We start from the raw sequence: 12,665 nt of genomic DNA on the forward strand, positions 1-12,665 counted from the left end.
CTACCGTCCCTTCAGGACTGACAGGAGCATCTCGCGGCTGTCCGCCGGGCTGAGCGCCACGCTTCGGAGATGCTCCATGATCTTGGTGCAGGTACGCGTCTCGCCGGCGCGGTCGAGGATCATCTGCCCCGCAACGGTCTCCACCGACGCGATGATCGGGTCCTCCGGGTCGGCGAACTCGAGGATGTGCAGGGAACCCCGGGTGCCCCGGTGGTAGCCGGCGGAGAGCGGGATCACCTGGACGCTGATGTTCGGCAACTCGGCCATCTTGACCAGGTGCCGTAGTTGCCCGTTCATCACCGACTGGTCACCAACCGGCCGTAGCAGCGCGCCCTCGTCGATGATCGCGTCGAGGATGGGCGGCTGGTCGGCGGTGAGCCGCTGTTGTCGGTCGAGCCGGATCTTGACCCGCTGCTCCACCAGGTCGTCGCCGAGGGTGTGCGGCCCGCCGCGCATCACACCACGGATGTAGTCCGCGGTCTGCAACAGGCCGGGCACCACCGAGGGCTCGAAGTTGGCGATGGCTGTCGCCTCGGCCTCCAGCGCGATGAAGTCGATGGTGCGCGGATCCAGCAGGTAGGAGTACGACACCCACCAGCCGGGCTTGCGGGCGTCCTTGGCGAGCTGCACCGCCGCAGCCACCTCCTCGGCACTCACCCCGTACGACGTGAGCAGGGCGCGCACGGTGGCCGGGCTGATCAGGGTCTGGGCGTTCTCGTAGCGGGAGAGGGTGCTGCGGGTGCTGTTGATCTCATCCGCCGCGGTCTCCAGCGTCAGCCCGGCGGCTTCCCGGTGGTGGCGCAGGGCGATGCCGAGCCGGCGGGCGCGGGCGGTCTTCGGAGCCATGCATCGATGGTCGCATACATTTGCGGGAACGTCTGCATGAGAGAACGTCGATGGGAGTTGCATTCACGCCTATACACGTGTCAATCTGTTATCGCGTCCTCACCGCCGGTTGTCGTGGCGACGGTGGTGGTGAGCGACCGGAGGGGATGGGGCGCGCGGCGATCGGGTTTCTCCCCCGTACCCGATCGTCGCGTGCCGCCCCTCCATCCCGGCCTGCCGGAAGGAGACGACGTGCGAACCCGCCCGGAGCCCCCCGCCGTACCCTCGGGCGGAGTGCGATGACCCGCTTCCTCGTGGTGCTCACCGACGTGCGTCCCGTCGAGGGCGTCAACCGCAACGAGCGGGTGGCGCCGGAGCGGCGCCGGCAGGTCGTCGGCGCCAGCAGCCGGGAGGCCGCCGACCGCATCGCCGGCGCGTTCATGGCGCTGGGCATGGTGCGGGCCGGCCGGCAGCGGGTGAAGGTGATCGCAGTCGGCCGCCGGCACTCCCGGGACTGAGCAGCCCCAGGTCAGCGCTCTGCGGCGCCGCTACCGTCCGATTACACACCGTATATCCTCTCCTGACTGTTTGCCGTGTCGTGCCGTGGCTCGCCGGGTATCGCCTCGCCTCGCGGCCACGCACAGTAAGGTCAACCGGGTGAGCGCCACCGGCGAGCACGACCAGCCGCAGTCGCGTACGAAGAGGTGACCGGAGTGACCACCCCAGGCAAGACCCGCGTGGCGATCGTCTTCGGCGGCCGCAGCCCGGAGCACGGCATCTCCTGCGTCAGCGCCGGCAGCGTGTTCGGCGCACTCGACCCGGACGAGTTCGAGGTGGTGCCTGTGGGCATCACCCGGGCCGGCCAGTGGGTGCTGACCAACGGAGACCCTGCCCAGCTCGCGATCAACGCCCGTCAGCTGCCGGAGATCACCGCCGAGTCGGGTGACGACATCGTGCTGCGCGCCGACCCCACCGGCAACGGACTGATGGTGCTCGACCCGACCGAGGGCCCCCGGGCGCTGGCCGACGTGGACGTGGTCTTCCCGGTGCTGCACGGCACCTACGGCGAGGACGGCACCATCCAGGGAATGCTGGAGATGGCCGGCATCCCCTACGTCGGGGCGAACGTGTTCGCCTCCGCGGCCGCCATGGACAAGGAGTTCACCAAGAAGCTCTGTGCCGTCGAGGGCATCCCGGTCGGCACGTACGCCGTGCTGCGCAACGGCATGACGCTCAGCGAGCAGGACAAGGAGCGCCTCGGCCTGCCGGTCTTCGTCAAGCCGTCCCGGGCCGGGTCGTCGTTCGGCGTCAGCAAGGTCACCGACTGGGCCGAGTTGGACGCGGCGGTCGCCGCCGCCCGGCAGTTCGACCCGAAGGTCATCATCGAGGCCGCGATCGTCGGCCGCGAGATCGAGTGCGGTGTTCTGGAGGGCGAGGCCGGCGGCACGCCCGAGGCGTCAGTGCTGGCCGAGGTGCGGGTCGTCGCCGACCACGACTTCTACGACTTCGAGGCGAAGTACCTCGACGACTCCTGCGAGTACGACATCCCGGCCAACCTGCCGGAGAAGGTGACCCGCCAGGTGCAGGAGTACGCGGTCCGCGCGTTCACCGCACTGGACTGCGCCGGTCTGGCCCGGGCGGACTTCTTCGTCACTCCCGAGCTGGACGTCTACCTCAACGAGATCAACACGATGCCCGGCTTCACCCCGACGTCGATGTTCCCGCGGATGTGGGCGGCCTCCGGCCTGGAGTACCCGAAGCTGGTCAACCGGCTGATCCGTACCGCCCAGCGGCGCGGCGTCGGCCTGCACTGAACCGTCCGAACCCCGCCCGCGCCGGTCAGTCGGCGCGGGCGGAGTCGGTTCGGGTTCAGCGCTGGCAGCCGGACGGAATCGCGCCGCCGGAGGGCACGCTCGCCACGATCGTGCTGGAGATCGTCGGCAACCACTGCAACGGCTGCTCGTACGAGCGCGGGACGCGCACGGTGATCAGCGTCTCCCGGTCGACAGTGGAGAGGACCGCCGCGTCGGCCTGCTCGGCCAGGTGCCAGCAGACCCGGTTGACCGTCCAGACCTCGTCGGTGCTGGGGAAGGCCGGCTCGGTGCCGCCGCAGGCCACTGTGAGCGCGGGGTCGCCGTAGGCGGCGTTCTGCTCCGGGCCGGCGGTGACCGGCCGCTGGGCCAGGTCGCGGATGCTGGCCGGAAGCTGGGAGAGCAGGGCCCGGCAGACAGTTGCCGGGCGGGTGGCCAGCGCCGGGGCGGCCATCTCCACCGGGGTGGTGGACTGCACCCGGGCGGTGGTCGCGGAGGGCGTCGGCGCGGCGGCCGGCGCGTCCGGGCTGAGCTTGCTGAAGGCCAGCACGGCCACCAGCAGCGTGATCGGCAGCGCGATCAACGTGGCCAGCAGGGCCGCGCCACGCATGGTCCGATCGCGGCCGGCCGGCGCGGCGGCGGCGGGATCGGTCGACTCGCGGTTACCGTCAGCCGGCTCGGACGGCCCGTCGGCCGCGTCGCGTGCCCCGTCGTCGTCCAGCGCCGAGGAGGAGGTCGTCATCTCGTCCACTTACAGCCGCACCACCGAACACGTGAGGGTGCGGGTGATGCCGGGCACCATCTGCACCTTGCTGACGATGAGTTTGCCGAGCTCGTCGACGGTGTTCGCCTCGGTGAGGACGACCACGTCGTACGGCCCGGTGACGGCGTCGACGCGTACCACGCCGGAGATGTCCGCGATGAGACCCGCCACGTCACGTGCGCGGCCTACCTCGGTCTGGATGAGGATGTACGCCTGTACCACGACTCGACCTCCGTCCGTCGCCGCCCGGGAGCGGCCCGAAGGGTGAAACTACCTTACGGACCAGGTCTGATCCCTATCGGTGGTCAAGGAGCAGCGGTGAGCGAGCACGGCGGAGCCGGGCGGCACGGGCGGAACGCCCACGGTGGCGTCGGGATGTCCGGGATCGGGGAGTTCGGGCTGATCGGGAAGATCACCGCCCGGCTGTCGTACGGGCCGACGACCCTGCTCGGCCCGGGCGACGACGCGGCGGTGGTGGCCGCGCCGGACGGTCGGGTGGCGGCCTCCACCGATGTGCTGGTCGACGGGCGGCACTTCCGACGGGACTGGTCCTCGGCCCGCGACGTCGGGCACCGGGCGGCAGCCGCCAACCTGGCGGACATCGCGGCGATGGGTGCCACGCCGACCGCCCTGCTTGTCGCTCTCTGCATGCCGGCGGACCTGGACACCGCCTGGGCGGAGGAGCTGGCCGACGGGCTCTCCGCGGAAGCGGCGACGGTCGGCGCGAGCGTCGTCGGCGGGGACATGTCGGCCAGTCCCACACTGACCGTCGCGGTCACCGCGCTGGGCGACCTGGCGGGCCGTCCGCCCGTGCTGCGCTCGGGCGCCCGACCGGGGGACGTGCTCGCGCTGGCCGGGCGCACCGGGTACGCGGCAGCCGGGCTGACCGTGCTGACCCGGGGCTTCCGGACGCCTCGGCTGTTGGTCGAGGCGTACCGGCGGCCGCAGGTTCCCTACCAGGCCGGCCCGCAAGCCGCCCAGCTCGGCGCCACCTCCATGATCGACGTGTCGGACGGGCTCCTCGCCGACCTCGGGCACGTCTCGGCGGCCAGCGGGGTGGCTGTCGACGTCCGCCGCGACGGGTTCGAGGTGCCCCGGCAGATGGCCGACGCGGCGCAGGCGCTCGGCGTCGACCCGTACACCTGGATCCTCGCCGGTGGCGACGATCACGCGCTGGCCGCGACCTTCCCCCCGGCGGTGGTGCTGCCATCGGGCTGGCGGCCGATCGGTCTGGTCACCGACGGTGCCGGCGTGACGGTCGACGGCGTCGCCTACGACGGCCCGACCGGCTGGGACCACTTTCGGTGAGGCCCGCGAGCGGCCGTACCCTGGATACCGTGAGTGAGATCGAGATCCGGGTGGTGCGGTTCGACGCACCGGTGGCGCAGCACCTGATCCGTGCCGCACTGGCCGACCTCGGTGCCCGTTACGGCGGCACCGGCGACGACACCCCCGTGGACGCCGCCGAGTTCGAGCCGCCCGATGGCGCGTTCCTGGTGGCCTACCTGGGCGGCGAGCCGGTCGGCTGCGGTGGCTGGCGCAGCCACGGGGCGGACACCGCGGAGCTGAAGCGGATGTACACGGCGCCGAAGGCACGGGGGCGGGGCGTGGCCCGCGCGGTGCTGGCGGCCGTCGAGCGCTCCGCCCGTGAGCACTGCCGCAAGCGAGTGGTCCTGGAATGCGGCGACAAGCAGCCCGAGGCGATCGCCATGTACGGCTCCGCCGGGTACGAGCGGATCCCCAACTTCGGCTTCTACAAGGACGCGGAGGGCTGCGTCTCCTTCGGTCGCACCCTCTGACCCGCGGGCCAGCCCTCGGCGGGCCCGGCCTGGCCGGTGCGCCGGGTCACTGGCGGCCCGACCGGACCGGCTGCTGGATCAGGCCCTGGCGGGCCTGGCCCGCGGCGTCTGCCCGGGGACACGACAGAGCCGGCGGACCCTCGGGGCCCGCCGGCTGAGCCGAACGAAAAGGTGGGTGCTACCGCGTCAGGCGCGGGTGACCTTGCCGGCCTTGATGCACGAGGTGCAGACCTTCAACTTCTTGGTGTTGCCGCCACCGGCCGGGGTACGCACCGACTGGATGTTCGGGTTCCAGCGGCGGTTGGTCCGCCGGTGCGAGTGGGACACGTTGTGGCCGAAGCCCGGTCCCTTGCCACAGACGTCGCACACGCTAGCCACGGGATACTCCTGGGATTGAAACGTTCATGAGGTCGCCGGCAGGTGCTGCCCGGGCAACCTGGTCAGGTTACCCGATGACTCGCCGACCCGGCCAACCGGCCTGGTCCAGCGTTCGCCCGTGCCCCGGCTCACGCCTGGTCGTGGGCCCGTCCGCCCTGCGGTGGGCCGGCCCGGCGGCAAGGGTACCGGAGGCGCTCGTCCCGGTTGCGGCCACCGCCGGCCCGGACCGGCGAGGACACGCCGGACGAGTCCGACGGGTGTCGGTGCGCGCCAGTAGGCTTCTGCCCGTGCTGGACACCCTCGACGCCGCCGCGGTCCGCCGCTGGTGCGCGAGCGGGCTGGCCGCACTGAAGCGCCACCAGGGCGAGATCGACCAGCTCAACGTCTATCCGGTGCCCGACGGCGACACCGGCACCAACCTGGTGCTCACCCTCACCTCGGCGCAGCAGGCCCTCGCCATGGATCTGGACACTCTCCCCGACAGCGGGCCGACGGCGCACGGGCACGCGCTGCGGCTGATGGCCCAGGGCGCGCTGCTCGGCGCGCGGGGCAATTCCGGGGTGATCCTCTCGCAGATCCTGCGTGGTTTCGCCGACCAGGTCGCCGGGGCACCGGCGGTGCGTGGCCGGGAGTTGGCCGCCGCGCTGCGCTCCGGCACCGCCGCCGCGTACACCGCTGTCTCCCGGCCGGTCGAGGGCACGGTGCTCACCGTTGTCGCGGCGGCCGCCGCCGCAGCCGAGGGCGCGGACAGCGACGACCTGCCGACGGTGGCCGGCGTCGCGGCCCGGGCGGCGGCCGAGGCGCTCGCCCGCACCCCGGAACAGCTACCGGCGCTGGCCCGCGCGGGTGTGGTCGACGCCGGTGGCCGAGGGCTCTGCGTGCTGCTCGACGCTCTGGTCGAGGTGCTGACCGGGGAGCCCACTGCCCGGCCCGCACCGACGCCGCGCTCCGCCGCCCGCCCGGCGGCCACCGTCGCCCGCGAGACCGGTTCGGAGGAATACGCGTACGAGGTGCAGTTCCTGCTCGACGCCCGAGCCGAGGCGGTCGCCGGGTTGCGGCGGGCGCTCGACGCCCTGGGAGATTCGCTTGTCGTCGTCGGCGACGGGCGTGAGCCGGAAGGCACCTGGAACGTGCACGTGCACGTCAACGACGTGGGCGCGGCGGTGGAGGCCGGTGTCGCCGCCGGCCGCCCGTACCGCATCTCGGTCACCCGTTTCGCCGACCAGTCGGAGTCGCCCTCCGGCCCGGTGGTGGCCGGCCGGGCCGCGGTGGTGGTGGCCACCGGCGGCGGCATCGCCGACCTGTTCGCCGCGGAGGGCGCCACAGTCGTGCCGGGCAACCCGTCCACCGGCGAGTTGCTGGACGCCGTCCGCAGCACCGGCGCGGCCCGTGTGGTGGTGCTGCCCAACGACGCCAACACCGAGGCGGTGGCGAGCGCCGCCGCCCGGGAGGCCCATCGGTACGGCATCAAGGTGAGCGTGGTGCCGACCCGCTCGCCGGTGCAGGCCCTCGCAGCCCTCGCGGTCCGTGACGGTGACCGTCGTTTCGAGGACGACGTCATCGCGATGGCCGAGGCGGCTGGCGCCTGCCGTTACGCCGAGGTCTGCCATGCCAGCCGGGAGGCGCTGACAGTGGCCGGCCAGTGCCGTCCCGGTGACGTGCTGGCGCTGGTGGAGGGGGAGGTGCACCTGATCGGCACCGACCTCACCGACACCTGCGCCGCAGTGGTCGACCGGATGCTCGGTGGTGGTGGCGAGATGGTCACCCTGCTGGCCGGGGTGGACGCTCCGGCCGGGCTCACCGACGCCGTCCGCGCGCACGTCGCGCGACGCTGGCCGTTCGTCGAGGTGCACGCGTACCCGGGCGGTCAGCCGTTTTATCCGCTCCTGGTAGGGATCGAATGAGCGAACCAGCCACTGTGGACACTCCGCTGAAGAAGCTGGTCGGGGACAAGACAGCCAAGGCGCTGGCCTCGCACCTCGACCTGCACACCGCAGGTGACCTGGTCTACCACTTCCCGCGTCGCTACGACGAACGTGGCGAACACACCGACATCCGCTCACTGGACGTCGGTGAGCAGGTCACGGTGTTGGCCCAGGTGCAGCGCACCGCGGTGCGCCCGATGCGGCAGCGGCGGGGCAACCTGCTGGAGGTGACAGTCGGCGACGGCTCGGGCGGGGTGCTGACGTTGACCTTCTTCGGCAACCAGGCGTGGCGCGAGCGCGAGCTGCGCCCCGGCCGGTGGGGTCTGTTCGCCGGCAAGGTCACCGAGTTCCGGGGCAAACGGCAGCTCAACGGCCCGGAGTACGTCCTGCTCGGCGAGGGTGGCGACGGCGAGGCGGCGGTCAGCGACGACATCGAGGAGTTCGCCGGGGCGCTGATCCCCGTCTACCCGGCGGCGGCGGCCGTGCCGACCTGGGTGATCGCGCGCTGCGTGCGCGTCGTACTGGACACGTTCACCCCACCGGACGATCCACTGCCGAGCGCCGTGCGGGCCAGCCGCAAGCTGGTCGGGCTGGGCGTCGCGCTGACCGAGATCCACCGGCCGTCCAGCAAGGAGGCGCTGCACCAGGCGCGGCGGCGCCTCAAGTGGGACGAGGCGTTCGCCGTCCAGGTGACCCTGGTGCAGCGCAAGCACCGGGCGGCCGATTGGCCGGCCCGGCCTCGCCCGGCGCGCCCGGGCGGGCTGTTGGAGGCATTCGACGCCCGACTCCCGTACGAGCTGACTGCCGGTCAACGTGAGGTGGGTGTGGAGATTGCGGCGGACTTGGCCGCCCCGCATCCCATGCACCGTTTGTTGCAGGGCGAGGTGGGCTCGGGCAAGACGGTGGTGGCGTTGCGGGCGATGCTCCAGGTGGTCGACGCGGGCGGGCAGGCCGCGCTGCTGGCGCCCACCGAGGTGCTGGCCGCCCAGCACCACCGCGGCATGCTCGACCTGCTCGGTCCGCTCGGGCGGGCCGGTGAGCTGGGCTCCGTGGAGCACGCCACCCGGGTCGAGCTGGTCACCGGCTCGCTGGGCGCGGCGGCCCGCCGGCGGGCGCTCGGTGAGGTGGCCAGCGGTGCCGCCGGCATCGTGCTCGGCACCCATGCCCTGCTCTACGAGGGGGTCGACTTCGCCGATCTCGGCCTGGTGGTGGTCGACGAGCAGCACCGCTTCGGCGTGGAGCAGCGCGACGCCCTGCGCGCCAAGGCCGATCAGCCACCGCACGTGCTGGTGATGACGGCCACCCCGATCCCGCGCACCGTGGCGATGACCGTCTACGGCGACCTGGAGGTCTCCACGCTCTCCCAGCTGCCCCGGGGGCGGTCGCCGATCGCCTCGCACGTGGTGCCGGCCGCCGAGAAGCCCGCCTACCTGGATCGGGCCTGGCGTCGGCTGCGCGAGGAGGTGGCGGCCGGCCACCAGGCGTACGTGGTGTGCCCGCGAATCGGGGATTCGAGGTCCGGGGCCGGAGCGGCCAACGCGAAGGCGCCGGACCTCGAACACGGGCCGACCAGCGACGAGGAGCCGCCACCCGACGACGACAACGGCCGTCGGCCACCGCTGGCGGTGACCGAGGTGGCCCCGCTGCTGGCCGAGGGCCCGCTGAACGGCCTGCGGATCGGGGTGCTGCACGGTCGCCTGCCGGCCGACGAGAAGGACGCGGTGATGCGTTCCTTCGCGGCTGGTGACCTGGACGTGCTGGTGGCGACGACAGTGGTCGAGGTTGGCGTGGACGTACCGAACGCCACAGTGATGATCGTGCTGGACGCCGACCGGTTCGGCGTCTCCCAGCTGCACCAGTTGCGGGGCCGCGTCGGTCGGGGTGCCGCCGCCGGGCTCTGCCTGTTGGTCAGCGAGGCGGCCGAGGGTTCGTCGGCGCGGGAACGGTTGGACGCGGTGGCGTCCACGGGCGACGGTTTCAAGCTCGCCGAACTGGATCTGGAGCAACGCCGCGAGGGCGACGTGCTGGGTGCCACCCAGTCCGGGCGCCGCTCGCACCTGCGGTTGCTGTCCCTGCGACGCGACGCCGACCTGATCCGCGACGCCCGCGCCGAGGCGATCACCCTGATCGAGGACGACCCGGAGCTGGCTCGCAGCCCGGCACTGGCCGCCTCGGTGGCCGCCCTGGTGGACGAGGACCGCGCGGAGTACCTGGAGAAGGGCTGACCACACGCCCGGCCGTCGGCCGCCTCGCCGTTGATCCACTCGGCTTTCATGAAACCGTGGTGTCCCACCGACGCGGATACCCCGGTTTCCGTGACGTCGAGTCGATCACCCAGGCCAGTACGTGGCTGAGGGCGCGCCGACCGGTTGGTCGACGCGCCCTCAGGTGTCAGAGCGTGTTGTCTCAGGCGGTGAAGCGAACCCGACGACGACGCGCCACCATGAACAGCGCCACACCGGCGGCCAGCAGGACCGCCGCGCCGGCGATGATGCCGCCGGTGGCAGCACCGGTCAGCGGCAGGGCCGGCTCGTCCTTGTCGCCGCCACCCTGACCCGGGGTGCAGTCGGCCGGCTTCTCCCAGGCGATCGGGCTGGTGTCGTCGAGGCCCTCGGCGGCCGGGGTCACGGTCAGACCCTCCTCAGCCGGGAAGGTGACGGTGCCGCTCTTGCCCGGCTCGACGGTCAGCGTCTGGGCCTTGCCCTTGTTCGGGGTGAAGGTGATGGTGATCGTCTTACCGTCGGCCGGGTTGGCGATGTCGAAGATCAGCTCGGTGCAGGTCGACTTGTAGCTGCCGGCCGGCTCGCCGGGCTCGACGCAGTTCTCGGCGGCGGCGGGCGTGCCCTCGAAGAGCGGCTTGTCCTGCCCGTCGGCAACCACCTTGATGCCGGTGGCGTTCTTGGCGGGCACCTTCACCGACTTGCTCTCGCCGACCGCAACGGTGACGTTCTTGGTGAAGTCGCCGGCACCGGTGATGGTGAACTTCGCCGGAGCGGTGGCGTCCTCAGCGTTGCCGAGCTTGACGACGACGTCGCCGTCACAGTCAGCGGCCACGTTGGCGGTCGGCTTGGGGGTGGCCGGAACCGGGGGCTGCTCCTTGGCGCAGGACTCGCTGAACTCGATCGACTGCGAGCGCAGCTTGTCGTCCTCGAACTCGTTGTCCCACATGGCCCGCACCGACAGGGTGGCCTTGGTGGTCTTCGCGTCCAGGCGCTGGGTGGCGACCACCGCGTCGCTGACGGCGTGCGGGTAGACCTTGCCCTCAGTCACCGCGATGCCGTCGATGGTGGCGTCGCTGGCGGTGTCGCCGACGTACGTCTTCGCCGAGACCTCGCTGAACTTGTAGTTCTTGACGTTGCCCGGGGCGTAGCTCTTGACGGTCCAGGTGGCCACCCACTCGCCGGTGGCGGTGTCACAGTCGGCCTTGACCTGGATCTCGCTGTGGTGGGCGCTGGCGGGTGCGGCGAACGTCACGACGCCGGCGAGGCCGATCAACGCGCCTGCGGCGATGGCCGCGACGCGCCGGAACGGAGACTTGGGAGGGTTCACGCCTGCTCCTGGTGAGGGGGGTACGGATCGCGTGGCGGGAGGCCGGGAGACATCGTGACCGGGGAGTCACCTGCTCACCGGGGCGTCGCGCGACGCGGTGGTGTTCCCGCGTCGAAAGCGGGGACAGGGGGAGACTGTACTGATGGGTGGTTAATGAGGGGAGTTCAGATCATTGCCATCCGGCAATGTAGTCGATTCGTGATCTTTGATGAACCGAAGGTGTCGGTCCGATCACTGGGGACGGTCCGCCCGTCCAGGCTCCACGGTGGATGTCACGCCGACGTGGCTGCTCAGGTACGCCGCGCTGGCCGGCTCCGCGATCCGCGCCGTGCTGACCGGGTCCGCGCCGCATCGCGTAGCGTCGCGGGCATGAGCAGGAGGAAACGGTGACCCGGATCGTGGCCGGGACGCTCGGTGGCCGGCGGATCGCCGCGCCGCCCGGCGCCGGCACCCGACCGACCTCGGACCGGGTTCGGGAGGCGCTGTTCAGTGCCGTCCAGGCCGCTGTCGATCTCGATGGAGCCCGCTTCGCCGACCTGTACGCCGGCTCCGGCGCGGTCGGCCTGGAGGCGCTCTCCAGAGGTGCCCGACACGTGTTGCTGGTCGAGTCCGACCCGCGGGCGGCCCGGGTGATCCGGGAGAACGTGGCGGTCCTCCGTGCCGGTCCGGCAGCCCGTCTGGTCACCGGCAAGGTGGCGACGGTGTTGGCCGCCGGACCGGACGGCGAGCCGTACGACGTGGTCTTCGCCGACCCGCCGTACGCGGTGCCGGACGAGGAGATCACCGCGCTGTTGGCGGCGCTGGTCGACGGCGGCTGGTTGGCGCCCGACGCGTTGGTGGTGGTGGAGCGGTCCCGGCGCACCAGGGAGTTCGACTGGGTGGAGGGGATCACCGCCGAACGCAGTCGCCGTTACGGCGAGACCACCCTTTGGTACGGTCGCCGATCATGAGACGTGCGGTGTGCCCCGGTTCGTTCGACCCGGTCACCAACGGACACCTTGACATCATCGGGCGGGCCAGTCGGCTCTTCGATGAGGTGATCGTCGGTGTGCTGGTGAATCAGTCGAAGAGTGGCCTGTTCACCGTCGAGGAGCGCATCGAGATGCTCCGCGAGGTGACCTCGTCGTACGGCAACGTGCGGGTCGAGTCGTTCCGAGGGCTGCTGGTGGACTTCTGCCGGGCACAGCAGGCCAGTGTGCTGATCAAGGGCCTGCGGGCGGTCAGCGACTTCGACTACGAGTTGCAGATGGCCCAGATGAACATCGGTCTGGCCGGCGTCGAGACGCTCTTCATGCCGACCAACCCGCTCTACTCGTTCCTCTCGTCCAGCCTGGTCAAGGACGTGGCCAAGTGGGGTGGCGACATCTCCGCCCACGTCCCCGACCCGGTCCGCGAAGCCCTCCAGGCCCGCCTGGGCCCCCGCCCCTAACGGACCCCGGCTCTCCCCACCCCGCGCCTGCACCCCGCGACCCCACCCCGCGCCTCCAGCCCGCGATCTTGCACTTGTGGTTCCCGGATCGCCCCTTTCGGCCTGGTTTGGCGCGACCGAAAGTGCAAGATCGGCGCGGGGGGAGGCGGGGGGGGAGGCACGGGGGGGGGGGGGGGCGGAGGGGGG

The 12,665-nt window shown here is 71.8% G+C and carries 13 protein-coding genes; 8 read left to right on the forward strand and 5 right to left on the reverse strand.

What is annotated here, in order from left to right; all coding sequences use genetic code 11:
• Positions 1-846 carry a helix-turn-helix domain-containing protein gene (locus tag MED01_RS25420; protein WP_091393087.1) on the reverse strand — a complete coding sequence of 282 codons (846 nt, stop codon included), beginning with the start codon at positions 844-846 and terminating at the stop codon, positions 1-3.
• Positions 847-1,124: 278 nt separating this feature from the next.
• On the opposite strand from MED01_RS25420, the gene MED01_RS25425 reads away from it, so the two are divergent.
• Both MED01_RS25425 and MED01_RS25430 read left to right on the forward strand, forming a co-directional pair.
• Complete coding sequence (locus MED01_RS25425) at positions 1,125-1,343, forward strand: hypothetical protein (RefSeq protein ID WP_030335309.1); 219 nt, start codon at positions 1,125-1,127, stop codon at positions 1,341-1,343.
• Between the two features lie 195 nt (positions 1,344-1,538).
• Positions 1,539-2,639, forward strand: a complete 1,101-nt coding sequence (locus tag MED01_RS25430) for a D-alanine--D-alanine ligase family protein (protein WP_238671068.1) — start codon at positions 1,539-1,541, stop codon at positions 2,637-2,639.
• Between the two features lie 55 nt (positions 2,640-2,694).
• On the opposite strand, the gene MED01_RS25435 is transcribed toward MED01_RS25430, so the two are convergent.
• On the reverse strand, positions 2,695-3,378 hold the full coding sequence (locus MED01_RS25435; protein ID WP_274526210.1) for a DUF3515 family protein: 684 nt from the start codon (positions 3,376-3,378) through the stop codon (positions 2,695-2,697).
• Between the two features lie 9 nt (positions 3,379-3,387).
• Complete coding sequence (locus tag MED01_RS25440; RefSeq protein WP_030335303.1) at positions 3,388-3,621, reverse strand: Lrp/AsnC ligand binding domain-containing protein; 234 nt, start codon at positions 3,619-3,621, stop codon at positions 3,388-3,390.
• Positions 3,622-3,774: 153 nt separating this feature from the next.
• On the opposite strand from MED01_RS25440, the gene MED01_RS25445 reads away from it, so the two are divergent.
• Positions 3,775-4,707, forward strand: a complete 933-nt coding sequence (locus tag MED01_RS25445) for a thiamine-phosphate kinase (protein ID WP_238671084.1) — start codon at positions 3,775-3,777, stop codon at positions 4,705-4,707.
• Positions 4,708-4,736: 29 nt separating this feature from the next.
• Positions 4,737-5,198, forward strand: a complete 462-nt coding sequence (locus MED01_RS25450) for a GNAT family N-acetyltransferase (protein WP_238671070.1) — start codon at positions 4,737-4,739, stop codon at positions 5,196-5,198.
• A gap of 186 nt (positions 5,199-5,384) precedes the next feature.
• On the opposite strand, the gene rpmB is transcribed toward MED01_RS25450, so the two are convergent.
• The gene (gene rpmB, locus MED01_RS25455; protein WP_011905179.1) at positions 5,385-5,576 is read right to left on the reverse strand and encodes a 50S ribosomal protein L28; all 192 of its coding nucleotides are present in this window, start codon (positions 5,574-5,576) and stop codon (positions 5,385-5,387) included.
• Between the two features lie 287 nt (positions 5,577-5,863).
• Here rpmB and MED01_RS25460 point away from each other — a divergent pair, with 287 nt between their 5' ends.
• A complete protein-coding gene (locus MED01_RS25460) occupies positions 5,864-7,480 on the forward strand; it encodes a DAK2 domain-containing protein (protein WP_238671071.1) in 1,617 nt (538 codons plus the stop codon).
• Positions 7,477-9,726 (forward strand): ATP-dependent DNA helicase RecG, encoded by a 2,250-nt coding sequence (gene recG, locus MED01_RS25465; protein ID WP_238671072.1) that lies wholly within the window; start codon positions 7,477-7,479, stop codon positions 9,724-9,726. Before MED01_RS25460 ends, recG begins: the two co-directional genes overlap by 4 nt.
• Before the next feature lie 181 nt (positions 9,727-9,907).
• Here recG and MED01_RS25470 read toward each other — a convergent pair whose 3' ends face one another.
• A complete protein-coding gene (locus MED01_RS25470; protein ID WP_238671073.1) occupies positions 9,908-11,050 on the reverse strand; it encodes an LPXTG cell wall anchor domain-containing protein in 1,143 nt (380 codons plus the stop codon).
• A 386-nt stretch (positions 11,051-11,436) separates the two neighbouring features.
• Between MED01_RS25470 and rsmD the strand changes: the two genes are divergently transcribed.
• Both rsmD and coaD read left to right on the forward strand, forming a co-directional pair.
• Positions 11,437-12,000 carry a 16S rRNA (guanine(966)-N(2))-methyltransferase RsmD gene (rsmD, locus tag MED01_RS25475; RefSeq protein ID WP_238671074.1) on the forward strand — a complete coding sequence of 188 codons (564 nt, stop codon included), beginning with the start codon at positions 11,437-11,439 and terminating at the stop codon, positions 11,998-12,000.
• On the forward strand, positions 11,997-12,479 hold the full coding sequence (gene coaD, locus MED01_RS25480; protein WP_091393067.1) for a pantetheine-phosphate adenylyltransferase: 483 nt from the start codon (positions 11,997-11,999) through the stop codon (positions 12,477-12,479). Before rsmD ends, coaD begins: the two co-directional genes overlap by 4 nt.
• Positions 12,480-12,665: the final 186 nt, after the last annotated feature.

The sequence above is a fragment of the Micromonospora alfalfae genome, assembly GCF_022230925.1.
GTDB lineage: Bacteria > Actinomycetota > Actinomycetes > Mycobacteriales > Micromonosporaceae > Micromonospora > Micromonospora alfalfae.